Raw genomic sequence first — 25,715 nt, 5'->3', positions numbered from 1 at the left:
ATTAACCGTTAGGCTTAGTTACTCGCCCCCAACTTGGGGTTTTTAGGGTAAAAACGCTCAGGCAAACTGGTAATATGTTCAAAAAAACGAGTGTCTTTATAAGGGAGTTTCATAAAACCTGAAATACCAATGCCATCAATCGTTGGTAATAATGCTAAAAGCTCTGCCAAACACTGGCTAAACTCTGCTTTTTTATCATGGTTAAGCAGCATTAAGTAACTGTGTATTTTTAAATGTGTTGGTAACACTTCAAAAATAATACATCCAGTATGATGAATTAAGTTAAGGCGTGTCAGCACTGCCATCATTTCATCTGGCAAATACAAATATTCGTCGGGGTCTTTACCGTCTTCAAAATAAGAATGCACGCGAGTAATGTCATCTAACTCTTGCACATCACTGACTTCAAACAATATTTTTTGTGAGGGTTTAGCAATAAAAGGATCTGTGCGTTTTTTGCGCTCAACGTGTAATGTGTTACGTGCATTGAACAAGCAGCTTTTAAATACACCTATACGAAAAATTCCCTGCGCTAGGTGTACCATATTATTTACCGCACTTTCAAAAGAGGCTTTTAAACTGGGGTCAAATAAGGTTAAATTAGAGTCAATAAAAACCCCTTCTTTAGCCCATCGAATGGCCAATCCACCGACTACTGGGAAATGTCCTAAACGACCCAAAGCAGCAATAAAGGCTTTTTCGTTATCTCCCATGCCCATTAAATAGTTCTTATAATATTTTTCTAATTGCGCATCATCTATGTCATTTAGGCTATCGCCATCAGCCTCTTCTCTTAAAAATGATTTACGCGAGCCGTAAACAACGGTGTCTATTTCGCCTGCTTTACTTAGTAATTTCGGCTTTACCCAAACGGGTATCAATGGTTCATGCTGTATAACCGTTGGCTTATTTGATAACACCGTTTGTTTTAAATAAGACAAGTTATTAAAGAAGTAGTCTCCTGCCATGCGGCGAGTTTTTTCATCATCACTGAGCATTGCGGTGAGTACATTAGCTAATAATTTAGGTAAACCGAGAGAATTAGGGCTAATAATTTTAGTGCCATACCGGCAGGACTGTCCTGAGGCTATTGCGTATAATGTTGCTGCTAGGCCTTGCTCATCAAACCGTGGTGAAGATAATTCACCGTTAATTTGCTCAGGTCCGATAAAATATACATCACCCAACCTAGCATTACTGTGTTGTAAATCACTGCTCATTAAATCCATTACATTGTTACTTGTGCTTTGGCCATTTACATCAAGCTGAGCAACAACTGAAGAGCCCCAATCAATAAGCTGCACTAGCCCTGTTGTTTCATCAAAAACAACATTAGACGGTTTAATATCGCCATGCACATAAGGTTTACCCTGTGACTGACTATTTTTATGGGCTTGCGCATCACGTAAATACAGTACTATTTCAGCTAGTTGAATCGCAATACTAACAACTAACTCGGGCGGCAGTGGCCCTTGTTGATGTGAGTATTTTTCTAAATCAATACCCGGTGCACGGCTCATTTGCAAAATTGATTGCCGCTTTATTTTTTGATAATCAATAACTTTAGGTATTTGCGCATGATTTAATTGGCTTTGAATATCAGCCTCTTCACTCAGTCTGTCTTGTACGTGCTGGGGAAGGTTAAGACGTGAAAACTTAAAACTCACATTTTCGTGCGCACTGTTAATTGCTGAGAATACAAAACCATATGCACCTTTACCAAGCAGCGCCACCTCGCGATAGCCTAAGCCTTTCAGTTGCTCTTGGCATAAAACAACCCATTTTTTTAATTTTGTGGCATCCTTGTGACTTAACAGATAAATCGATTGTTCTTCTGCAATATAGAAATGTTGTAACTGTTTTTCTGTATTTTTTGTCGTTTGGGGATCTATCACAAAGATATAGCCTGCTTACTTAGCTTAAGTATGTGTTATTGGTTCCACTTTATAGTAACTTTTTATACACTATTGACAACGTTTATTATGTGTTGGAATCCTATTAAGGCTAAAGCGCGATTAACTTCGCGCCTTCGAATACTCACCCAGGTGGGTGAGAACGTGTTATTGCTAAGCATTCATTGATTAACGCATATGAATAAGCATGTTGCTGGGGGTTTCTAAGTATGACTTCCACAAATTACAAAAACGGGCAATGCTGCCACCGTCGATAATCCGGTGATCGCCAGACCAGCTTACTTGCATTATATCTCGTGCTTCTACGTCACCCTTATCATTAAACCTAGGTAAGCGTTGCACTTTACCTAATGCAACAATAGCCGCTTCTGGTTTATTGATAATGGGGGTGGCAACCGTACCACCAATAGCTCCAATATTAGAGATGGTAATAGTACCCCCTTTTAAATCACTACTTTGTACGCGACCACTGCGCGCGTCATTAGTAATACGGGTAATTTCCATTGCTAAGTCTATGATTGATTTAGCTTGCACTTGTTTAACATTAGGCACCAACAAACCCACTTTTGAATCAACTGCCATGCCGATATTGTGGTCATTAAAATAAGTGATTTCGCTACAATCGTCATTCACTTGGCTATTAATGATAGGAAACTCTTTTAATGCCAGTGAAATGGCTTTCATAAAAAATGGCATCATGGTGAGTTTACAGGTGTTTTTGTCCATAATGTTTTGTACGTTTACCTCATTTTTTAGTGCCAAACGCAGCTTTATTAATGCTGTTAAGTCTATTTCTTCACAATAAGTAAAATGCGGAATTGTACTTACTGAGTCAACCATGCTTTTGGCCATCGCGGCTTTAATGCCTTTAATCTTTTCTACATAGCTTGTTTCGCTATGGGTTGGTGCAGCACTTTCACCCATAGCATTCCCATTGCTGCTTTGTTCAAAAGCGACAACATCCTCTTTATAAACACGCCCTTTTTTGCCTGAACCGACAACTTCACTAATATTTACTGCTAACTCACGTGCTACGCGGCGCACTGCAGGGCTAGCAACGGCCTTACCTTTTTTTAGATTATCCGTGACTAATGAGTTTAAGCTGTTGCTGCTATCACTACGTTCGTTTATTTCTCTGTCATTGGTTACTGCTGTAATAGGCGCTATTTCTTTTGATTGCTCAGCTTTTGCTTGTTCAGCTTTTGGCTGTGTAGCCGGCTGGTTAATCGTTGATTGCGCTTGTGCTTTTTCAGGCTCTGCCACCACAGGTTTGTCTGCAGCCAAATTATCAGGGATCATTGAATAAAGTGGCCCATGGACTTTGGCTATTTCTCCTTGCTGGTAAAATAGCTTGTCAATGACACCTGAATGCATTGCAGGTATTTGCACCAGCGCTTTGTCTGTCATTACATCGGCAATGGGTTGGTCTTCCACTACCTTTTCCCCTTCTTCAACCAGCCATTCAACTAGCTCACATTCAACAATTCCTTCACCGATATCAGGTAAAATAAAATCAATACTCATGTTTATTCCTTCACTTATTCAAAATAAGCTATTAGTAAATTAATAGTTAATGCTGTGTTTAATGGCTTCATAAATTTTTAAATGATCAGCGACATATTCTTTTTCAAGCGCTAATGGGTATGGTGTATCTAAACCACATATACGCGCTATTGGAGATTCTAAATGTAAAAAGCATTCTTGCTGAATAGTGGCTGCTATTTCACTAGCAAACCCAGCTGTTAATGGCGCTTCTTGGCTAACTAATAACCGTCCTGTTTTCATCACCGAATTGGCAATTGTTTCAATATCCCAAGGTAATATGCTACGTAAATCAATAACCTCACAAGAAATACCGTCGTTTTCAGCTAAGTCAGCGGCTTGTTGAAGCATGTCCATTTGAGCCCCCCAAGCTAATAAGGTTATATCAGACCCCGCTTGTACAACTTCCGCCTTGCCCAAGGGAAGTTGATAATCTTGGTTAGGTACTTCGCCAACAGACGCGCGATATAAACGTTTGGGTTCAAAAAACAACACAGGGTTATCATCACGTATTGAGGCAAGTAATAAACCTTTGGCTTGATAAGGGTTGCGTGGTATAACCACTTTTAACCCAGGGGTATGGGCAAAGTAGGCCTCTGGTGATTGGCTATGATACAAGCCACCAGCAATACCACCACCGTAAGGTGAGCGAATAGTGAGTTTGCCAACATTAAATTCGTTTCCGCTGCGGTAGCGAAATTTCGCCGCTTCATTCACTATTTGGTCAAAGGCGGGAAAGATATAGTCGGCAAATTGTATTTCTGCAATGGGACGAGAGCCTTGTGAGGCTAAGCCATTAGCAAAGCCGATTATACCTTGTTCAACTAGTGGCGTATTAAAACAGCGACTTTTACCGTATTTATCTTGTAAACCAGAAGTTGCGCGAAAAACGCCACCAAAGTGCCCAACATCTTCACCAAAGCATAAGGTACTTTCATCTTCCTTCATGGCAATATCAAGGGCGTTATTAATGGCCTGTAACATATTCATTTGTGCCATAACTAAAATTTCCCTGCAGTAAATGGATAGGCTTCTGGGTATTTATTTACATGCGCTTTCACTTGCGCTAATTGCGCCGTTAACTGATTTGATGGCACATCGTAAACATCTGTTATTAAGGTATCGATATGTGGTTTGTTTATTTTTTCAGCAACTTTCACTGCAGCTAATATTTGCTCTCGTAAGCTTTCAAATAATGTTTTGTCTTGCCCCTCATCCCACCAATTTTTTGCCAGAATCCAGTTTTTCATGCGTAAGATAGGATCATTAGCTTGCCATTTATCTTCTTCTGCTCGGGTACGATAACCGGAGGGATCGTCTGACGTAGAGTGAGCTCCTAACCGATACGACATGGCTTCAATGAGCACAGGCGCATTTTCTTTTAAGGCGTAAGCCCGTGCTATTTGTGTTGCTTTTAGCACGGCGAGAATGTCATTTCCGTCAACGCGTAGCGTTTTTATGCCATAACCAACACCACGAGAAGCAATGCCATTACCTTTGTACTGTTCGTCAGCGGGTGTTGAAATTGCGTAACCATTGTTACGGCAGAAAAAGATCACTGGGGCTTGATGCACTGCGGCCATATTCAAGCCTGCATGAAAGTCTCCTTCTGATGCGGCGCCTTCACCAAAAAAGCATAGGGTTACTGCGTCTAAACCTTGAAGTTTTTGGCCGTAAGCATAGCCAGTTGCTTGTGGAATTTGTGTGCCTAAAGGCGAGGAAATGGTCATGTAGTTTAATGCTTTTGAACCATAATGAATTGGCATCTGCCGGCCTTTACCTAAGTCTTTTTCATTGGAAAACATTTGGTTCATAAAATTGTCAAGACTAAAGTCACGAAACATTAAGGCACCCTGTTCACGGTATTGGCTCATGATCATGTCTTGTGGCTGTAACCCAGCAGCAGCACCTACACTTGCTGCTTCTTCACCTAAAGCAGCCATATAAAAGCTTAAACGACCTTGGCGTTGTGATGCCACCATGCGCTCGTCTAAAACCCGATGAAAAGCAAAAGTTTTATATACTTTAAGGGCTAGTGCTTGGTCTATGTCTGGCATGTCACTACCCGCATAAACACTGCCGTCTTGTTTTAATATTTTTAACTCTGGAATTTCAACGCTAGTGCCGTCAATAAAGGTAGGTTTGTGTACCACTGGGCCGTCATTATAAAGTTCACTACTCATAACATTCTCTTATTGTATTGTGTTTTTTACATAAATTTTTATAAAACTAAAAACACAACGTGGGTGCGTATTATTTATTATTGTAAAAATAATGATGGTAAAACTATTAGCCGAAAAATTATTATTGTTTTATCAGTATAGCTAACAATCGATAACATTCGCCCAAAACTTTACCTTTACGTAAACTGATAGGCAAGATTAACAGGTAATCTACTAGCAGTACTTTTATAAAAACTGAGCAAAAATGTTTACAGTAGACGATAAAGGTTATAAGTAATGTCAGTGATAATGAGTTAGAGGGGGTTGAAGGTAGTGATTAGATAAGTCACTGAGCTCAATTCAACAAAACCAATTGAACTCAGTCGTACAAACCAGAGGGTTTACCGGTAGCTAAACAGGGGTAATTTCAGCGGGGATAACGGTTAGCAATGCCCGTTGACCAATAGCGACATTAGCATTGGGGAAAATAATTGCCTCGCCTTGCTTTTGAATTTTAATTTCATCGTTGCCATCAGTGGCAATAACAGTGCCGATAGGAAAATCGGTAAAGTTTTCGGTCTCTTTAGAAAAATGTAAGGTGAAGTTTTCAGTTCGACGTTCAATGATTTGATCTATTTTAAAAAAATTAAAATCCTCTGGGTTATATTCTGTTAGTTCAAGGTCTGCTCCAGAAACTAAAGCAGTTAAGCTTGCCCTTATTTGAGCAAAGCTTTCAGTGTTGTTTTGATTAAAAGGCCTTACCTTCCCTAACTCTACAGTATAAGCATGCGCGCCAAATTCGTTTGATGAAAAGTAACTAAAGGTATTGGTTGGTGAGTTTGAAAACAAAATGGTATTGATACCGCAAGCAAGCATAAATTGTAATTGTGTTTTCGACCAAGGTTTACCGTGCATAAACGGATAAACAGCAAACTTATCATTTTTAGAACCACGTATGGCCGTGTGTAGATCATAATGAAAGCGCTCTACAACTTGCCCCACAGCTAAACTTGCATTAGTGTTTGCTTGCTCTGGGCTAATGTTTGGTTTTGAGTGGACATTAAAAAAATCTCGCACCGTATTTTCTAATAATAAAGCACGGTGGCGCTCAGCATTAATTAAGCCAGGCCCTTGGCCTTGATCAATTGAATGCCCCCCTGAAAATAGTCGATTTAAATTTTCGTTAACAAAGCGCTTAGCAATATTAATAGCTGCAGGGTTACCAAATATAAATAAGACCCTATGAGCTAAATGTAATTCACCTAAAATAATCTGCTTGATTAAATCGCTACAAATTTCGATAGGAGCGGTTTCATTACCATGAACCGCACTCGATAAAACAATATCTTTCGTGGCGCGCTGACTTAATGGCTCAAAGACAATAATGCCAGTATCAAGCACTGACACTTTAGTTTTTGCCAAGCTATGACGACAAATGACGTCAAAGCTAAAGCTAGCCATGGTAACTTCATGGCTACGAGTTAAGTGTAAAAAATCACCATTGCGCAATAATTGCTGCTGTAATTCTTCTGCTGATAATTGCTCTTGTGGATAAGACATTATAACCTTTATTTTATTCGTGCGTTATTTGCATTGAGTGATTATTAGCATTCCCTCTTATCCTTGAGCGCGTCACCCTACTTTTTATGCTTTAATCTTTACGCTTTAAAGGGACAAATATTACAAGCCCGCTGCTTTAAAGGCAGCACTGACAATATGTTGTGCTTCTTTAATAATTGTTGTTAAGTGGTTTTTGTCTATAAAGCTTTCGGCGTAAATTTTGTAAATTTCTTCTGTGCCAGATGGACGGGCCGCGAACCACCCATTTTCTGTTACGACTTTAATGCCTCCGATGGCAGCATTATTACCTGGCGCATGAGACAAAACTTCGGTTATTTTTTCTCCGGCTAAACTATCTGCCGTGATATCCTTGCTTGATAATGCAGTTAATATTTTTTTCTGCTCAAAAGTAGCAGCCGCTTCAACCCGACCATAACAAGGCTCGCCTAATTCTTTAGCTAATTCAAGGTAGTGTTGGTAAGGATCTTGCCCCGTTACGGCTAGTATTTCTGCCGCTAACAATGCCATAATGAAACCATCTTTGTCGGTCGTCCAAGTACTGCCGTCACGGGCAAGGAATGCCGCGCCTGCACTTTCTTCTCCACCAAAAGCGTAGCTAGCATCATGTAAACCTTCAACAAACCATTTAAAACCAACAGGTACTTCTGATAATGGACGTGCTATTTTGTCGGCAACACGGTTAATTAGTGAACTTGAAACTAAGGTTTTTCCTATTTTACAGTGTGCGGGCCAATGTCGATGAGTCATTAAGTAGTAAATAGCAACTGCTAAATAATGGTTTGGGTTCATTAAACCACCAGATTTAGTCACTATACCGTGGCGATCAAAGTCAGGGTCGTTACCAACACTGATATCAAAATCATCTTTCATAGCAATTAAGCCGGCCATCGCATAAGGCGAAGAGCAATCCATACGAATTTTTCCGTCTTTATCTAAAGGCATAAAGGCAAAGCTTGCATCGACAACAGGGTTTACAATGTTAATGTTAATACCATACTTTTTAGCAATGGCGGGCCAGTACGCAATACCTGAGCCGCCTAGTGGGTCTACCCCTAGGGTAACACCTGCTTTTGCAATGGCTTGCATATCAATAACTTGGTCAAGTTGGCTAACGTATTGCTCAATAAAGTCTTGCTGAGTAAGTAAGCGAGATTTAATCGCTTGTGGGTAAGGGATTTGTTTAACCTCAACTAAATTGGCTTTAATTAGGGCATTCGCTCTTTCTTCTATTTGCTTAGTAATATCCGCTTCTGCAGGACCACCATGAGGAGGGTTGTATTTTATTCCCCCATCGCTTGGCGGGTTGTGTGAAGGTGTAATAATTAAGCCGTCAGCTAAATTAGTTGGTGAAGTACTGTTGTCTTGTGCATTATTATGACTAATAATTAAACGAGAAATCACTGGTGTTGGGGTAAAACCAGCGCCGGTTAACGCATCATGTTGAATAACAACATTAACACCATTGGCAATCAGTACTGAAATTGCACTAGCAAATGCGGGCTCTGATAAAGCATGGGTATCTTTACCTAAAAATAAGGGCCCTGTTATTTTTTGTTCGTTACGGTATTCAACAACCGCTTGGCAAATTGCCATAATATGGTGCTCATTAAAGCTAATTTTAGCTGACGAGCCACGGTGGCCAGAAGTACCAAAACTCACCTGCTGCGCTGCAATAGCGACATCGGGCACTTGTAAAAAGTAATCACTCACTAACTGCCCAATATTAATTCTATCTTCAGGACGAGTTGGTTTACCTGCGTATGGATGTACTGACATATTCTTCCTTCTTTTTATACAAGTATGATTAACTTATTGTACAAGTCTTAGTAAATTTATTATTTAGAGTAATTCTCTGATTTTTTCTACATCAAATTCGTTATACCCCAGTGAGGCAGCTGCTTTTGTTAACATCATTTTTTTGCGGGTAGTATTGGAATTAGTTAATACCCAAAATGGGCTACCTGGAATTTGCTTTGGCTTAGTGCTACTGCCACTTGCTTCTAATTCCGCTTCTGAATTTGCAAAATATAACCGCTCACGCCCACAAATTTCTGTCACCACTTTAAATTGTTGCGGGTGTGCTCGATAAAGTGCCGCTAAAATAAGTAAAAAGCGCCCCACAGCGCCACGTTGCATAGCCAGCTCTTCTTTATTGATAAAGTTAAACACAGTTTCAGAGTTGTTACATAAAATTTCAGGCTCGGTTGGCTCAACGTCGCCTGCTTCATTGTCTGCATCGTCGTCTACTACCATAGCTTCTGTTGCTATTTCTACTGGATTTTCATCTAATGAACTTGTCTCTTCAAGCTTAAGCAAACGACGTAAAATACTTGAAGCATTCTCACCAATAGATTGTGTATTGGCAACAATATGAAGATATAAATCATCGTCTATTTCAATATTTTTCATTTATCTCTAACTTCTATAATGTTTAATTGCGGCAAGATTATACCAATTAAATTAATTAAGGGTACTCTATTCAACGATAAAAAAACCTAATACGAAAAAGCCCAACTTTGCCACTAAAAATAAAATATGACAAAGCGGGTGCAAGGATTAATAACCTAGTGAAAAAAGATTAAGTTAAAACTATTGTGATATTCCATGATAAAATTACTGTAAATTATAAAGTTAATGGTGTAAAAAATAAAATGACTTCACAAAACTTGTCACCTGTACAGGTAAACTCTCCTCAAGCAAAACAGCAACTATTAAATTACCAACAACTTGGACAAGGCGAACACTTAGTATTAATTCATGGCTTATTTGGCAGTTTAGAAAACTTAAATATGGTCGCGAGAAGTTTAAGCCATCACTATTGCGTGACCAGTGTTGATGTAAGAAACCATGGTAATTCATTTCACCAAGCGGGTATGGAGTACCAAGACTTAGCACAAGACGTTATTGCTTTGCTAGATCACTTATCAATTAAATCGTGCCATGTTTTAGGACACTCAATGGGGGGGAAAATTGCCATGCAAATAGCACTGTCACACCCTAACAGAATAAAAAAACTTGTTGTGGCCGATATTGCCCCTGTTAAATACCCAGCACACCACTTAACCATTATTAAAGGTTTACAAGCAATAGACTTATCAAGCGTAAAACAACGCAAAGATGCGGATATTCAATTAGCGAAATATGTCGATAACGCTGGCGTAAGACAATTTTTATTACGTAATATTGTGATGAACGAACAAGGACAATTTCGCTTTAAATGCCATTTAACTAATATTGAGCAAGGTTACCAACATATAATGCAAGGGATTGAAATTACAAAAAATAATCATAAAGCTTTTACTGGAGACACCTTGTTTATTAAAGGCGGTAACTCTGATTATATTTTACCTGAGCATCAAAACAGTATCACCACACTTTTCCCTAAAGCCCAAGCCAAGGTAATTCAAGGTACTGGGCATTGGTTGCATGCTGAAAAAACAACCGCCTTTAATAAAATAGTGACTGACTTTTTAACTGTACAAAACCCGAGTAAGACATTTTGATCAAGATCAACCATTTAATTAACTAAATACGCTAACATTTTGCCGATAATTTGGATGAAAATAAATGAGTTTATGCTGACACTGTGCTATAGTGCCGCCAATTTTTATTTAGGCTAAAACACTAACTCAAATGCTAGCTGAACATTTAGAACTGATAGAAGCTATCGGGCTTAATTTATTTTTTCTTTTCATTTTTGGTTTTATCGGCTTATCTATCCACGATGTGATGAACAAAAATGACGTACCCAAAATGGGCAAACTGGTTGTTTACTTTGTGCTGTTTTTAGGTTGTGCTGGGTTTATTGCTAAAGGCATTATTCAATTTATCTGGGAAAGTCAGGGAGTTGGCTAGTGGCAAAGGAGTTAACCGACTTAACCACCATCGATTTATTTAGTGATGAAAAGCGCCCTGGGCGGCCAAAAACAAGCCCGCACCCACGCCATGTTCAAATACGAATAAATAAACGCAATCAGGTTAAACGAGACAAGAATAACGGTTTAAAACGAGTAGAATTTAAAATTCATCAGACTTTGTTTGAACAACTAGAAGCGTTAGCTAAAAAGAAAGAAATTAGTCGCAGTGAGTTAATAGAAACTCTTTTAATTGAGTCATTGGCTGATAAAGCGCTTAGCGAATAAAAGTAATTAATTAATACTAAATTGAAGTAATAAGGTAATTCTCATGGCAATCGTAGGTTTATTTTTTGGTAGTGATACCGGTAATACCGAAGCAATCGGTAAAATGATCCAGAAGAAACTAGGTAAAAAAATGGTCGATGTAAAAGACATCGCTCAAAGTACAAAAGAAGAAATCGCTGAATTTGATTTACTTATCTTAGGCATTCCAACATGGTATTACGGTGAAAACCAGTGTGACTGGGACGACTTTTTGCCTGACCTAGAAGAAATTGATTTTACCGACAAACTTGTCGCCATTTTTGGTTTAGGTGATCAAGAGGACTATGCTGAATACTTTTGTGATGCAATGGAACCGTTACGTGATATTGTTGAGAGTAAAGGTGCTATTGTTGTGGGTAACTGGCCAACAGAAGGTTACGAGTTTGAAGCATCGAAAGCATTAATTGATGAAAATACCTTTATTGGCTTATGTATTGACGAAGATAGACAGTCTGAACTAACAGAGGAACGCGTTAGCCAATGGGTTGACCAATTGAATGAAGAAATGTGTTTAGCCGAGCTCGCCTAAGCAATAAATAGATTTATCGCAAAGTTTTCCTTTTAAAAGCTCATTTATTGAGCTTTTATCGTTTAAAAGCGATAAAAGCACTAATTAATCAAACTATACCTTTCACCAAACTTGATAACGGCCTATACTTTTACTTTTATCTTTAATTATCTTAATAGAGGAGATAGTAATTTCTATGGCAGAACAAAATGAAGAATTAAAAAGAGCGGGGTTGAAAATTACCTTACCACGTATAAAAATTCTTGCCATTTTACAAAACCCAAACAATCAGCACATTAGTGCTGAAGATGTCTATAAGATTTTACTAGAGCAGCAGGAAGAAATTGGCTTAGCAACGGTATATCGTGTTCTTAATCAGTTTGATGATGCGGGCATTGTCACACGTCATCACTTTGAGGGCGGGAAGTCTGTATTTGAATTAGCTCAAAAAAATCATCATGACCATTTGGTGTGTTTAAAATGTGGTAAAGTTGTTGAGTTTGAAGATGAGGTAATAGAGCAACGACAAGTAGATATTGCTAACACTCACAAAATGATTTTAACAAATCATAGTTTATACCTGTATGGTGAGTGCGAAGATAAAGTTGCCTGTGAAGAATACAGAAAAGCGCTGCTTTAATCATGAAGCTTTAATCACTGTTGCTATGTCTAGCAAACATTATCTCGTTGATTAAGTAATCATATTGAGATTAACACTGAAGAGCTGATGAGTAATATTCATTGGCTCTTTTTTATAAAAATACGCTAATTATTTATTGTGAGTAAAGATATTTCGTAAAGGATAAAACATAGCAAAGGAATAGCGTGATCTTTTAAGTAACGGCTTATGCAAGCAACCGAAAAGTGTGTCAGATTAAGTCGGAACTAATACAAATTATACCGACAGTTTCCCTTGGTAATCACACTAATACAAATAAAGGACAAAAAAAATGCAACTAAAATAGTTGCATTTTTAACTAGCTTATTATGCATCCTGCATCTTTCAGTTTTCTCAATTTGTCCTTAAAAAACCGTCCTTAGTATATCCTTTGAGTTATATCCCACTCATTGTCCTTTGCTTTAAATCCTTTTACATCCATGCAAACAGTAGCCGAAATACTTTCAGCTTAATCCGTAGAACTCAGTTCTATTGGATTAAGTTGCCGCTCGGCGACATACTACTAATATCCATAATCCCTTATTGATCACATTCATGTTCTCTTAATCCTTTAGTGAAGTCCTTTTCACTTGACTTAATCCTTAAGTCTCCTTTACCTTAGAGTGCTCCCTACCATAACGTTATCACACAGGTAATCCTTACCTTAAGTAAATAACCAAAGCGCTCCTGCGCTTCATCTTCCTGACAGGGTTAATAATACGCTTAAAATATAATTAAGCAGCTTACTCATAAAAACTTTTTAACTGTAACTTTTATGTAACATAAGAAAACAATAAATAGTTATTTAAAATCAATGGCATATTGTAAAAATGATAAATTAAAGTAAATAATTACCAATATATCTCACAGCGTTGTAAGAGATCTCGCACAAAGGAATAGGCTAATAACTCTTGGAGTGTTTAAATGTGGATAATGAGGAACGGTTAAGTGTAACTAAGACTTACTGGGTATTACTCTTGGCAATGACAAAATCAAAGGCAGCGGTTATTGCTGCAACTTGGGCAAGTATACAGTTTTCATCGTCTGACTTGGGGCTGTCTGGATAGACCTCGGTTGTTGTAACATACTTGGCGTCTGTTAACCCCATGCAAAGCCCTAGCGCTTTTCCTGCGTAATTTATAACGCCAAATTGGGCTGTATCAACACCAATGAGCTGACCTTGTTCATCTGCTGGTGCGATATGAGTAACCTTTGCCACAGCGTTAATAATCGCTTGCTGGAAGTCTGCTTGTGGATTAAGTGTGTTGCCAACTAAATAAAAGCCGTCTGGAATATTCCAAACTTTCTGCTCGATGGCATCTCGCGCTGAGAGTGCTGGCCTGAAAACGCTATTATCAGTATCAGTTGTTTCATGGAGATCAATATGTACTAAAATATCAGCATCGAGCGACTGTATCAATGCCATTAATGCCGCCGATTCCTCTGCTGGGCTATTAGCATAAAAAGATCGGTTAGGATCAATCGCTTTAGGGTTCCATCGGTTAATCGTTTCATAAGCCCATGGGCTCACACAAGGTGCCACTAATAAATTAAAGTCGTGACTATAGTGAGAACTATTGCTTAAGGTTTGCTTGTCTATACCGGCCGCTTCATTTTCTAGAAAACGAAGCGCTCCTTGCACACCGCTGGTTTCATAACCATGAACACCACCGGTAACAAGGAGCGTTTTCTTATCATGTCGCCATTGTTTACTTTTTAATGCAAACAATGGGTAGCGCTGTTGGTCGATTGACAATGCACCATATTGAACAAGCTCAAAACACGAAGATAATGTTTTTACTTTACTAACAACCTCGTCTTGATAAGAACGCTTAATTATTTGCAATTCAAGCCATTTTTGCTTGTCTGCCGCATCCCATTTTTGTCCTAAGGTACCAATAGGATACTCAAGGCTTTTAGTCATATTTATTTACCTTCGTTTTGCGCTTAACTGATATTAATATTATTTAGCTTCTGAACGCCCCATAAACTTATGCTCACTGGTGTTAACCTTTACTCTATCACCGGTTGAGATATGCTCAGGCACTTGGATAATTAACCCTGTTGAAAGTGTTGCGGGTTTAGTACGGGCACTTGCCGAAGCGCCTTTTATTGAGGGATCAGTATCAGTAATAACCAGATCAACACTCGCGGGTAAATCAACCCCCACTGGTACATCATCAACAATAATTATTGATACGCCTTGAGTGTCTTCGTTAACAAATAATAGCTCTTCACTAATACTGTCTTTATTTAAGTTATAAGGTGTGTAGTCTTCATTATCCATAAAAACACATTCATCACCGTCTATATAAGAAAACATTGCTGGGCGTCGACTTAAGTCTGCAAGCGTTAGCATATCTTCTGCTTTAAAAGTTTCATCTACTTTTACACCGGTAACCACATCATATAAACGCATACGGTATAAACTACCACCAGCCCGACCTTGCGGGACTGAGCGTGTTATATCTCTAACAATTAATACCTTACCATTGTGCTCTATTGCAGCATTTTTCTTTATTTCACTTGCCTTTGGCATGAATAATTCCTTAAGTAATTATATGTAACAGCTAAATACCAAAGAAAATAGCATGAACCCACGGTAATGCAAGTGCTAGATACATAAATCGCTTTTTGGTAGCGATCCTTTCACAATAAAAAACCTATTAGTGAAAACTTTCATAGGGATGATCACCTTAATCTTGCGCAGACAAACAAATACTGGATCAACAACGCACTAACTTAGCAATAATGACAGAAAAACAAAAAGGCTAGTGCAATTACTGCCACTAGCCTTAGTTAATCTACTTGGTTTGTACTGTGGTTTTTTCAACTATATCTTCAAGTATCTCGAATGCCATCACTCAAATGGACGCTCTAACCATGCAAGCTGCAGCTTCAAATCTGCAATCTCATTATTAGCATCAGCTAGTTGCTGCTGGATATTTTTTTGCTCATTTTTAAGGTTTTCAACATTCAACTCAGTATTTGATGACATATTACTTCTATCCTCATGGGCCATATAACCCCCTAAAAACTTGTTGTTAGAGTTGTAATATTACATAGAAAACAACAAAATTAACAGTATCATCAAATTATTGTTAACATTCATACTAATAATGCTGTCAAGTTTTCTTACCATACGGTCTGCAGGCATTTACCACATCAAGTCATCTGGTATTTGATAATCGGCGTATGGATCATCTTCATCAAACTGCTCTTCAACGATCTTATCGTTTTGTACTAAGACGACACTTTTATCAAGCTCTGCAAGCTTTTCGGCAGTTTCACGGGTAACAATATAGGTTGTTTCATCAAAGCCACATAAAGATAAACGGCCATTAACTAATGCTTTATGAGTGATAGGCTCTAATGAAAGTTTTTTTATTGTACTACCAAAGGTATAATTATATTCATTATCGCCATCAACATTTTTAATTTGGTGGTGCGTTAATATTTGCTTAATACGCAGTGCTTGTTCTTTCTGGGCAAGCTGTTGTTTTTTCTTTTCATTTAACGCATTGTCTCTTTCTTTTTTTTCAGCCTTCGCTTGTGCTAAGTCTGCTTTAACTTGCTCTTGTAGTGTTGCATCGTGCTGTACACCACTGCGTTGTTGTTTGTTTTTTTTGCGTTTATCTGCATTAGCTTGACGTGTTTTTTGTTTTGTTGTTAAGCCAGCGTTAAGAAGTTGTTCCTGAAGTGATGCCATGATAACTCTTTACTTTTTACTAAGGTGTATGGGGGCTTTATTCTAACAATAAAAGCCAATGAGACAAGCTTTTGATGCCTGTTAAACCCGTTCAATTTAATTTAGGACCCTGCTAATAGCTAGATAATAATTGCGTTAGTATTCATGGTATAACATGAGCAATCAAAAGGTGTATTGGCAACATGCTCCTTGGTGCCCTCTTGATTGTTTCATTTTAAAATTACCCAAAAGAATTACTTAACTAGATGTATCGGACTATCAATTTTTATAACTTGTGGTGTTTTTTGTTTAGGGGGGGTAACCATGACATCTTTTGTGGTGGATTGACCGCTTTGATACCTATGATAAGAACAGTGTTTCATACCTATTTGGTGACAAAAATCATTAAAGCTTTGAAAATCATCACGGGTAAAGTTTTGTCCTTCTTGCGTTAATAAACCATCAATATACATAGCATCACCATTAATATTGCAATTCGCTATAGCTGAATAAGGCTTACCATACTCATCTACTTTTAACGCTCTAACCATTTTAACTTCGAAAATCCAATCTCCAATTTGTACATGTTTTGTCATTGACTCGGTCACTTAACACTCCGAAAAATAAATATACTCTTTAATGAATCAAGAATTATACAATTTATTAACAATAAAACACAACAACACATTTTTTCAATATAAAACAACAGGTTAACATAGGGCAGAAATAAAAAACCAAATCTATTAACAAAAGCTTCGTTAGTTTGTCGTGATCAGTTATCCTTTATCTTACTATTTTTCACAATTTTTATGCCGGTTTGCCATGATAAAAAGAATCACTATTGCTTTATTACTTATTAGCTCACTTATTATCGCTTATGGTGTAACCTGGATTTACAGTCAATTGGACAGCGCTCTGCCGCTATTAGAGGGAAAAAAAACCGTTTTTGGTTTAACTAACAGTGCAACGATCGAACGTGATGAACAGGGTATTGTTACGGTTAAAGCAAGTAATCGGCTTGATGTCGCAGTAGCAACTGGCTTTGTGCACGCACAAGAGCGTTTTTTTCAAATGGACTTATTGCGGCGTAACTCTGCTGGAGAACTATCAAGCTTGTTTGGCGCTCCAGCACTCAATTATGACAAATCGATACGTATTCACCGTTTCAGAGACAGAGCCTTAGAAATAGTTAAGCATTTACCTGACGAGCAAAAAGATTTATTAAAAGCTTATACCCGAGGCGTAAACCAAGGCTTAAAGTATATAGGCTCTAAACCTTTTGAATACCTGTTGCTTCAACAAGATCCTGCGCCATGGACCGAAGAAGATTCTATTTTAACTGTGTTTAGCATGTACATTGACTTGCAATATACCAAGGGGCAACGAGAGCAAACCTTAGGTTTAATGAAAGCGGTGCTATCTGCCGATGTTTATGCCTTTTTAAATCCTAAAGGTAGTATTTGGGACGCTGCCATTGATAATAGTCAATACCTACCAGCACCTTTACCAAAAGAAGCATGGCCTTCTGCCTCTCATGCAAACTTACCCAATACCCAAAAGGCAATGGATCTTGTTAGCAACACAAGTGCTTTAAAATACCGTGCAGATGAATTTCCTGGCTCTAACAACTGGGGCGTTTCTGGAAAAATAAGCAGTACTGGCAGCGCCATCATTGCTAACGACATGCATTTAGGCATACGAGTGCCTAACACTTGGTTTAGAGCAAGCTTTGAATACCCCCTAGATAATAGACAAATAAAAACCACTGGCGCAACACTGCCGGGCACACCAAACATTGTCATCGGCAGCAACGGTAACATCGCTTGGGGCTTTACCAATAGTTACGGTGATTATAGCGATATCATTAAAATTATACCTCTGAACAAACAGCAATACATGACACCTGATGGCGTTAAAGAGTTTACCTTTCATAAACAGCTTATTGCAGTAAAAGATGAACGCCCCGTTGAAGTTATTATTAAAGAGACTATTTGGGGGCCTATAATTGGTAAAAATCACCTAGGGGAGTTGCTGGTGTATCGCTGGGTGGCTCACGACCATCAAGCAGCAAACCTAGCAATAACGCAATTAGAGCAAGCAACCAGTGTTTCGCAAGCATTTAATGTTGCTGCACGTAGCGGTATACCGGCGCAAAATATGGTGGTGGGTGATAAAGCGGGCAATATTGGCTGGACCATTATGGGCCCTATACCTAAAAAGTTCGGTCAGGTAGGTGAAACCCCCACCTATTGGCACCAAGGTGAAAATGGTTGGGAAGGCTACTTAACTCCTGCACAATACCCTAAAGTTTTAAACCCTAAAGATCACCGACTATGGACCGCTAACGCTCGTGTTGTTGGTGGCGACATGCTAGCAGAAATTGGTAATGGTGGTTATGCTTTAGGAGCGCGTGCACAACAAATACGTGACGGATTATTTGCAAACGACCTATTTAATGAAACCTCATTATTAGCGATTGCCTTAGATGACCGTGCATTATTTTTAAAGCCGTGGCAAGACTTCTTATTAACAGAAGTACTAAATGATGCGTTACTAACAAAAGACATCATGATTAAACATAAAGAGTTTCAGCAGGTAAAATCGATACTGTCTAAAGATAAGGCCTTAAGCGCCAGCACAAACTCAATAAGTTATCGTTTGGTAAGAAATTTTCGTATTAATGTGCGTAATTTAGTGTTTAGTGAGTTTAACAAAACGTTAAGCAATATCACTACGGCCTATGACTTTCGCCAACTTAGTAGCCAAATAGAAGCTCCCTTATGGCAATTAATAAACAAACAACCAGACAATTTTTTAATGCGCCCGTTAAATAGTTGGCAAGCTATTTTTAATCAAGCCTTACAACAAACTATTGACGACATGACCACCTTAGATACAGGTGAAAAGCAAGCACTCACTCAAGCCACTTGGGGACAACAAAATACAACCAAAATTCAGCACCCTTTGAGCCAATCAGTTCCCTTTATTGGGCATTGGTTAGATATGCCTGCAACAGCTATCTCGGGTGACAGCTACATGCCCAAAATACAAGGTATTGACTTTGGTGCCTCACAACGCATGGTCGTTTCACCAGGACATGAAGAAACGGGCATATTTCATATGCCAACAAGTCAAGCTGGCCATCCTTGGAGCCCTTATTATGGGGTTGGCCACAGTGATTGGGAGAAAGGTAAGGCTTCGCCCTTTTTACCCGGAAAGACTAAATACGTGTTAACGTTATTAAGTTATTAACTTTTTAGAGGAACAACTATGACAACCTTAATTTGGTGCTTATTTATTGCTGGATTACTGCCATTACTTGCCAAAGGACCTGTTGCCTTTGCCATGGCTAAATTAGGTGGCTACAATAATAAACACCCTAGATACCAGCAAAGCAAACTAACAGGCTTTGGCGCAAGATCTTTAGCTGCGCATCAAAATGCCTTTGAATCTTTGATCATATTTGCGCCTGCGGTACTCTTAGCCATTAGTACCAACCATAGCGGTAAAAACATAGCGTTATTAGCTATTATTCATGTATGTGCCCGCGTCGCCTATCATATTTTTTATTTAATGAATTTTGACAAGTTACGTAGCTTAGTGTGGTTTATTTCCACCTTTTGTAGCTTTGGGATTATGGCTCAGTGTATCCCATAAAGTTAGATAACCGACAATAATGGTCTAAAGAAACTATTGACACAAATTAGCCAAGCTCGCTACAGTAGTCGGCTTAGCCAAATTCTCATCTAAAAACCTTAATTTTCAAGGTTTTTTTATCAACAGAGCAGCATAAATTAGCAAAATAGGAAATAAAAGTGAGTGAAAAATTAGATTTAAACGAAATACGGAAAGAAATTACCAGCTTAGATAAAGAACTATTAACCCTATTTGCTAAACGTCGTGCGCTCACACTTAATGTTGCTAAAAGCAAGGTGCAACAAATACGCCCTATTCGTGATCAACAACGCGAGCAAGAACTATTAATTAGGCTGATAAAACAAGGAAAAGAATTAGGCTTAGACGCACACTATGTTACCAGTGTGTTTCAAACCATTATTGAAGACTCAGTATTAAATCAACAAGCGTATTTACAAAATTTAACAAACCCTAACATTCAAACCCCAACTGTTAGTGTCGCTTTTTTAGGTGATAAAGGTTCATACAGTTATTTAGCAAGTCATCGATATTTCTCAAGGCGTGCTGAAAAAATTATCGAGTCAGGCTGTCAAAACTTTAGTGATATTTTGCAGCAAGTTGAATCAGGCCAGGTTGACTATGGCATGCTACCAATTGAAAACACTAGCTCTGGTAGTATTAATGAAGTGTATGATTTACTGCAACATACGAGCTTATCTATAGTGGGTGAAATTACCCAGCCTATAGAACACTGCTTATTAACAGCAGTTAACACCAGCTTAGATAAAATAAAAACTATTTATGCGCACGGACAGCCCTTTGCACAGTGTAGTAACTTTTTAGATAAACAAACCAACATTCGTATTGAATACTGTGACAGTACCGCAGATGCTATGGCACGCGTGGCTGAGCTTCAGGATGAAACAATGGCGGTTATTGGTAGTGAAGAAGGTGGCCAATTGTATCAGCTACAAGCGCTAGAAAAATCGATTGCCAACCAAAGTGAAAACCATTCACGCTTTATTTTAGTTGCTAGAAAAGCGGTTGACGTAGCTGAACAAATTCCTGCTAGAACCACCATTATTTTAGCTACTGGGCATAAAGCGGGAGCATTAGTTGAGTGTTTATTAGTGTTAAAAGATAAAGGCATTAATATGTGCAAACTTGAATCTCGTCCTATTCAAGGCCGCCCATGGGAAGAAATGTTTTATATTGATGTAGAAGCTAATTTAAAAAGTTTTGCCTTGCAAGAAGCCATAACTGAAATAACTGAACACACTAATTTTATTAAAGTATTAGGCTGTTACCCTATTGAACATATTAGCCCTACCAGTGTACCAAGTACTGAAATATAGCCAGTAAACCGCTACGGGGTTAATAAAGCCAGCTTACACCCTTGCAATAAAGTTCAAAAAATATCCCTCTCAATATCATAACGCGATTAGCCAAATTCCAAGGCTAATCGCGTTACGTGATTATTCTCCCAGATATCTATTTTCTCTGGTGTTTTTCTTAAACTCTTTATTTAGTCTGTGTTTGCTTCTAGCGCTTTTTGTTTAGCTGCTATTTCATTGGCAATGGCTTGTGGTGAGCCTGTATTTCTACACAACCAGTAATAAGCACCCGGTACGATAAATAAGGTAAAAACACTTGCCAGTGACACCCCAGCAAAAATTACCACACCAATGACCATTCTGCTTTCAGCGCCAGGGCCTGAGGCTAACACTAATGGTATTGCACTTGTCACGGTTGTAAAGGTTGTCATGACAATAGGCCTTAACCGTTGTTGTGCCGCATTAATTAACGCTTGTTCAAATGCTATACCTTTATCTCTTAGTTGGTTGGCAAACTCTACAATTAATATCCCATTTTTTGCAGACAAGCCTATCAGCATCACAATCCCAATTTGGCTGTATATATTTAAGCTCATCCCCATTAGTTCAAGGCCAGTGAGCGCGCCAACTAAGCCTAAGGGTACCGTGAGCAATATAACCAAAGGATGAATAAAGCTTTCAAACTGTGCTGCCAATACTAAAAAGGTGATCAATAGTGCTAATAAAAACACCAATATAATAGAGCCGCCTGATTCTTTTAATAATAATGACTCGCCTTTGTAGTCTATTTGTACTTCTTCAGGTAAGTGTTCATCAGCAACATGCTTTAAAAAGTCTAACGCGTCACCTAAAGCATAACCATCAGCTAAGTTAGCGGTGATGGTAACACTGCGCAAACGGTTATAACGGTTCAATTGTGAAGAGGTAGCATCTTCTGAGACAGTAATTAAATTAGACAGTGGAATTAAATTATTTGAGCTAGATGAGCGTACGTAAATATTGTCAATATCGGCGGGGCTGCGATATTGCCTTTCGTCACCTTCAACAATCACGTCATATTCCTCTCCGCGCTCAACAAAAGTAGTCACGCGACGCTGTCCTAGCATTGTTTCTAAGGTGCGCGCTATGTCAGCAATAGCAACGCCTAAATCAGAGGCTCTACTGCGGTCAATACTAACCATTAACTGCGGATAAGTTTCCTTATAATCACTGTTAATAGAAGAAAGGTTAGGATTTTTTTGTGCTTCTTCAATTAAAATATCACGCCATCTTGCTAGTTCACTGTAGGTATTTCCCTGCAGTACAAAAGCCACAGGCGAACTACCGCCACCACCACCAATGCCTCGACGCATTATCGCAAAGGCTCTGACATCGGTAACACTTTGCAATTCGGTATTTATCTCATTAATAAATTCAAACGTACCAAAGCTGCGCTCTCCCCAGTCAGGCATGCCAACAATAGCTACCCCACCTTTACCGCCAAAACCAGGTACTCGCACTATTACTCGGTCTAGTTCATCACGCTTTTGATAGCTCAATAATTTATCTTCTATTGTTTGCATGTTTTTAACATTGTTTTCATAACTTGCCCCTTCCGCACTTTGCATCACAATAAAGAAATTACCTCGGTCTTCTTTAGGTGTGTACTCTGAAGGTAATTGCTGCAGTAATGCGTAAACCGCAACCAGTGATAAAGCAACAATGCTAATAATAAGGAAAGGCTGATGAATACTTTTAGCTAAAGCTCGACCATAAGAAGCTTCAAAACGCGCAAAGTTTTTATCTAAAAACTGGCCAAATGAAGAGCTGCGCTTACGGTATTTCAACATTTTTGAACACATCATCGGAGTTAAAGACAAAGCCGTTATGCTTGAGAAGATAACCGCTGCCGCAATTGCAATGGCAAACTCTGTAAATAAGCGGCCGACATTACCTGACAAAAAGATCAAGGGTACAAAGACCGAAACCAACACTAAAGTTGTGGCAATAACCGCAAAAGCCACTTCTCTGCCGCCTTCATAAGCAGCAAGTAAAGGTGTTTGCCCCTTTTCAATACGGCGATAAATATTTTCTAAAACAACAATTGCATCGTCAACCACCAAACCTATCGCTAACACCAGTGCTAACAAGGTCAACAAATTGATGGAAAAACCAAACCAAGACAGGGCTATCATTGAGCCTATTAATGCCACAGGCACCGTAATTGCCGGAATAATGGTTGCGGTAACATTGCCTAAAAATAAGAAAATAACCAACACAACCATTAACATCGCAATAAATAAGGTGTTGTAAACTTCATTAATAGAGCCTTCAATGAAGACTGATGAGTCATAACTGTTAATTATTACAGTGCCAACGGGCAGTGAGCTGCGTACCGCCAGCATTTCCTTGCGGGCTGATTTAACCACATCTAGCGTATTGGCTTTTGACTGTTTTATAATGCCCAGCCCCACCATGTTTTTACCATTACCGCGGAACATATTTTCATCGTCTTGCGCGTCAACACTTACCTGTGCAATGTCACCTAAGCGCACCAAAGAGTTATCGTCTGATCGGGCGACAACCATACTTGAAAAGTCTTGTTCTGTTAAATAACTCCGCTGTACTCTAATTGAAAAGTCACGTTCAATAGATTCAACTCGACCTGCGGGTAGTTCAATATTTTCGTTGCGTAAGGTCGACTCTATATCTTGAACGGTTACATTGCGTGCAGCCATGGCAGTACGATCTAAAAGAATTTTCATTGCATAAGTACGCCCACCGCCAACACGAACACGGGCAACACCATCAACCACAGAAAAACGATCGACTATGTATCTATTGGCATAGTCGGTTAATTCTAATGTAGACATGGTTTCACTTTGCAAGGCAAACCAAGCAATCACATCTTCATCGTCATTCGCTTTAGACACCTCCGGCGGATCTGCTTGCTCGGGTATGTTGTTTAAAGCACGTGATATTCGATCACGAACATCGTTGGTCGCCGCATCAATATCACGGTCTAAGTTGAACTCAATTCTAATACTTGAGCGCCCTACCCGAGAGGTAGAAGTAATTGTTTTAACGCCTTCTACACCACTAATTCTGTCTTCGAGCACTTGCGTTATTTTTGTTTCAACAATAGCCGCTGAAGCACCCGGATAATTAGTATTAATGCTGACTACGGGGGGATCAATATCTGGGTATTCACGCAATGGCAAGAGCAAAAAAGCCACAATACCAAAGGTAATTATCAGTAAATTAATGACGGTGGCGAAAACAGGTCTTTTAACCGAAAGATCAGATAAAATCACTTAACTTCTCCTCCTGCTGTTGCTGGATTTCCACTGTTATTTAACACCCTGACTTGAGTGCCATCTGTCAACTTTAACGCACCTTCAATCACGACAAGATCTTCTTGGTCTATTCCACCAACGATTTCAACAACCCCAGGTAAACGACGGCCAATGGTAACTTGCTTACGCACGGCTATTGGTGTTTGTGACTCATCCTCTTCAACAGTAAAAACAAAGTGTTTATCTTCTATCGGTATAATAGAGCTTTCTGACAACTGTAATAGCATTTCAACCTGCCTAACCACTTCAATATTTAGCAGCATACCTGGGCGTAGCGCAAAGTTTTTATTAGGAATGATGGCTCGTACTTTCAAAGACCGAGTAATAGGGTTAATGCGAGTATCAATTGAAATGATTTTACCGGTGAACTTTTGTTTTTTATAAGCTGAGTTAAGCGCTGTAATTGATTGGCCTAATTTAATGGTTGGTAAAAAACGTTCAGGTAAGTCAAAATCTACTTTAATAGAAGATAAATCATCCAGGCTTGTGATAACACTTCCGGCGTTTATGTAGCTGCCTACACTGACATTTCTAAAACCTAAAATACCATTAAACGGAGCCTTAATAACCAAATCGTCTACTTTAACACGGGCGCTTTGTAGTTGTGCAGCAATCGCTTTGGCTTTGGCTTCTTGTTGGTCTACTAATGATTTTGACATAGCCTTTAGTTTTAATAAATCTTGAAAGCGCTTTAGCTGTGCCATAGACTCTGACAAATTCGCTTCTAGTTCATTTACTTTTGCTAACTCTTCTTGATTATTTAAACGAACCAGTACATCGCCTTTTTTTACTAATTGACCATCACTAAAAGAAACGTCCTCTACCAAGTCGGCATATTTACTGGTAATAGATACCTTCTCATTCGCTCTGGTAGTGCCTACCGCTTCAATACTATCTTTAAATTCAGCTAATTGTGCGCTAGTAACTTTTACAGACACTATACGTTGATATTTTTTTTCTTCCTGTTGTGTTTCAGGCCACTGGGTATATATAACAATACTTGCCAGTAAAAATAAAATAAGAAATAAAGGTAAACGGTTTGCTATCGGGTTGCCATTAGCCATAAATGAAAGTCTCAATTTTAGTATAAGAATAAGAAAACTCACTTAGTATAACGTAACGCTGTAAACATGGCATTTACCTAAACAACAATTTACCTTAAAATATCAACCATTAA

Annotated in this window: 22 protein-coding genes; 8 read left to right on the top strand and 14 right to left on the bottom strand. The window is 38.8% G+C overall.

Going from position 1 to position 25,715, the window contains the following annotated elements; all coding sequences use genetic code 11:
* Positions 1–14: 14 nt before the first annotated feature.
* The 7 genes from AC0UA9_RS14925 to seqA form a co-directional block, all read right to left on the bottom strand.
* Positions 15–1,895 carry a protein kinase domain-containing protein gene (locus AC0UA9_RS14925; protein ID WP_475661143.1) on the bottom strand — a complete coding sequence of 627 codons (1,881 nt, stop codon included), beginning with the start codon at positions 1,893–1,895 and terminating at the stop codon, positions 15–17.
* A 186-nt stretch (positions 1,896–2,081) separates the two neighbouring features.
* On the bottom strand, positions 2,082–3,437 hold the full coding sequence (locus AC0UA9_RS14920; RefSeq protein ID WP_475661141.1) for a 2-oxo acid dehydrogenase subunit E2: 1,356 nt from the start codon (positions 3,435–3,437) through the stop codon (positions 2,082–2,084).
* 39 nt (positions 3,438–3,476) lie between these two features.
* Positions 3,477–4,454 (bottom strand): alpha-ketoacid dehydrogenase subunit beta, encoded by a 978-nt coding sequence (locus AC0UA9_RS14915; protein ID WP_475661140.1) that lies wholly within the window; start codon positions 4,452–4,454, stop codon positions 3,477–3,479.
* A 2-nt stretch (positions 4,455–4,456) separates the two neighbouring features.
* Positions 4,457–5,638 carry a thiamine pyrophosphate-dependent dehydrogenase E1 component subunit alpha gene (locus AC0UA9_RS14910; protein WP_475661139.1) on the bottom strand — a complete coding sequence of 394 codons (1,182 nt, stop codon included), beginning with the start codon at positions 5,636–5,638 and terminating at the stop codon, positions 4,457–4,459.
* Between the two features lie 390 nt (positions 5,639–6,028).
* Positions 6,029–7,177, bottom strand: a complete 1,149-nt coding sequence (astE, locus tag AC0UA9_RS14905) for a succinylglutamate desuccinylase (protein WP_475661137.1) — start codon at positions 7,175–7,177, stop codon at positions 6,029–6,031.
* 120 nt (positions 7,178–7,297) lie between these two features.
* Complete coding sequence (pgm, locus tag AC0UA9_RS14900) at positions 7,298–8,974, bottom strand: phosphoglucomutase (alpha-D-glucose-1,6-bisphosphate-dependent) (protein WP_475661135.1); 1,677 nt, start codon at positions 8,972–8,974, stop codon at positions 7,298–7,300.
* Positions 8,975–9,037: 63 nt separating this feature from the next.
* Positions 9,038–9,607, bottom strand: coding sequence for a replication initiation negative regulator SeqA (gene seqA, locus AC0UA9_RS14895; protein ID WP_475661134.1), 570 nt, complete (start codon positions 9,605–9,607; stop codon positions 9,038–9,040).
* 242 nt (positions 9,608–9,849) lie between these two features.
* Here seqA and AC0UA9_RS14890 point away from each other — a divergent pair, with 242 nt between their 5' ends.
* The 5 genes from AC0UA9_RS14890 (at position 9,850) to fur (ending at position 12,527) form a co-directional block, all read left to right on the top strand.
* Positions 9,850–10,701: an alpha/beta fold hydrolase gene (locus AC0UA9_RS14890; RefSeq protein ID WP_475661132.1), complete on the top strand. Its 852-nt coding sequence runs from the start codon at positions 9,850–9,852 to the stop codon at positions 10,699–10,701.
* A gap of 130 nt (positions 10,702–10,831) precedes the next feature.
* Positions 10,832–11,053, top strand: coding sequence for a DUF2788 domain-containing protein (locus tag AC0UA9_RS14885; protein ID WP_475661129.1), 222 nt, complete (start codon positions 10,832–10,834; stop codon positions 11,051–11,053).
* Positions 11,053–11,340 carry a LexA regulated protein gene (gene ybfE / locus AC0UA9_RS14880; protein WP_475661127.1) on the top strand — a complete coding sequence of 96 codons (288 nt, stop codon included), beginning with the start codon at positions 11,053–11,055 and terminating at the stop codon, positions 11,338–11,340. The genes AC0UA9_RS14885 and ybfE overlap by 1 nt, the downstream gene beginning before the upstream one ends.
* A gap of 43 nt (positions 11,341–11,383) precedes the next feature.
* Positions 11,384–11,908 (top strand): flavodoxin FldA, encoded by a 525-nt coding sequence (gene fldA, locus AC0UA9_RS14875; RefSeq protein WP_475661124.1) that lies wholly within the window; start codon positions 11,384–11,386, stop codon positions 11,906–11,908.
* Between the two features lie 175 nt (positions 11,909–12,083).
* Positions 12,084–12,527, top strand: coding sequence for a ferric iron uptake transcriptional regulator (fur, locus tag AC0UA9_RS14870; RefSeq protein WP_475661121.1), 444 nt, complete (start codon positions 12,084–12,086; stop codon positions 12,525–12,527).
* A gap of 979 nt (positions 12,528–13,506) precedes the next feature.
* Here the strand turns inward: fur and AC0UA9_RS14865 are convergent.
* The 5 genes from AC0UA9_RS14865 to AC0UA9_RS14845 all read right to left on the bottom strand — a co-directional run bounded on the left by AC0UA9_RS14865 (position 13,507) and on the right by AC0UA9_RS14845 (position 16,829).
* Entirely contained in the window at positions 13,507–14,469 is a 963-nt protein-coding gene (locus AC0UA9_RS14865) for a M14 family metallopeptidase (RefSeq protein WP_475661119.1), read from the bottom strand.
* A 39-nt stretch (positions 14,470–14,508) separates the two neighbouring features.
* Entirely contained in the window at positions 14,509–15,084 is a 576-nt protein-coding gene (gene efpL / locus AC0UA9_RS14860; RefSeq protein WP_475661117.1) for an elongation factor P-like protein EfpL, read from the bottom strand.
* A 321-nt stretch (positions 15,085–15,405) separates the two neighbouring features.
* A complete protein-coding gene (locus AC0UA9_RS14855) occupies positions 15,406–15,543 on the bottom strand; it encodes a hypothetical protein (RefSeq protein ID WP_475661113.1) in 138 nt (45 codons plus the stop codon).
* Positions 15,544–15,702: 159 nt separating this feature from the next.
* Positions 15,703–16,254 (bottom strand): DUF2058 domain-containing protein, encoded by a 552-nt coding sequence (locus tag AC0UA9_RS14850; protein ID WP_475661112.1) that lies wholly within the window; start codon positions 16,252–16,254, stop codon positions 15,703–15,705.
* A gap of 233 nt (positions 16,255–16,487) precedes the next feature.
* The gene (locus tag AC0UA9_RS14845) at positions 16,488–16,829 is read right to left on the bottom strand and encodes a hypothetical protein (protein WP_475661110.1); all 342 of its coding nucleotides are present in this window, start codon (positions 16,827–16,829) and stop codon (positions 16,488–16,490) included.
* A 226-nt stretch (positions 16,830–17,055) separates the two neighbouring features.
* On the opposite strand from AC0UA9_RS14845, the gene AC0UA9_RS14840 reads away from it, so the two are divergent.
* The 3 genes from AC0UA9_RS14840 to pheA all read left to right on the top strand — a co-directional run bounded on the left by AC0UA9_RS14840 (position 17,056) and on the right by pheA (position 21,224).
* Entirely contained in the window at positions 17,056–19,485 is a 2,430-nt protein-coding gene (locus AC0UA9_RS14840; protein ID WP_475661109.1) for a penicillin acylase family protein, read from the top strand.
* 18 nt (positions 19,486–19,503) lie between these two features.
* On the top strand, positions 19,504–19,890 hold the full coding sequence (locus AC0UA9_RS14835) for an MAPEG family protein (protein WP_475661106.1): 387 nt from the start codon (positions 19,504–19,506) through the stop codon (positions 19,888–19,890).
* A 158-nt stretch (positions 19,891–20,048) separates the two neighbouring features.
* A complete protein-coding gene (gene pheA / locus AC0UA9_RS14830) occupies positions 20,049–21,224 on the top strand; it encodes a prephenate dehydratase (RefSeq protein WP_475661104.1) in 1,176 nt (391 codons plus the stop codon).
* Positions 21,225–21,394: 170 nt separating this feature from the next.
* Here the strand turns inward: pheA and AC0UA9_RS14825 are convergent, their stop codons facing one another.
* Both AC0UA9_RS14825 and AC0UA9_RS14820 read right to left on the bottom strand, forming a co-directional pair.
* Positions 21,395–24,496, bottom strand: a complete 3,102-nt coding sequence (locus tag AC0UA9_RS14825; protein WP_475661102.1) for an efflux RND transporter permease subunit — start codon at positions 24,494–24,496, stop codon at positions 21,395–21,397.
* On the bottom strand, positions 24,493–25,602 hold the full coding sequence (locus tag AC0UA9_RS14820) for an efflux RND transporter periplasmic adaptor subunit (protein WP_475661099.1): 1,110 nt from the start codon (positions 25,600–25,602) through the stop codon (positions 24,493–24,495). The genes AC0UA9_RS14825 and AC0UA9_RS14820 overlap by 4 nt, the downstream gene beginning before the upstream one ends.
* Between the last annotated feature and the right edge of the window lie 113 nt (positions 25,603–25,715).

The organism is Colwellia sp. F1, from assembly GCF_056238625.1.
Note: the sequence above shows the minus strand (reverse complement) of the source record. Positions and strands in the feature narration are given on the sequence as shown.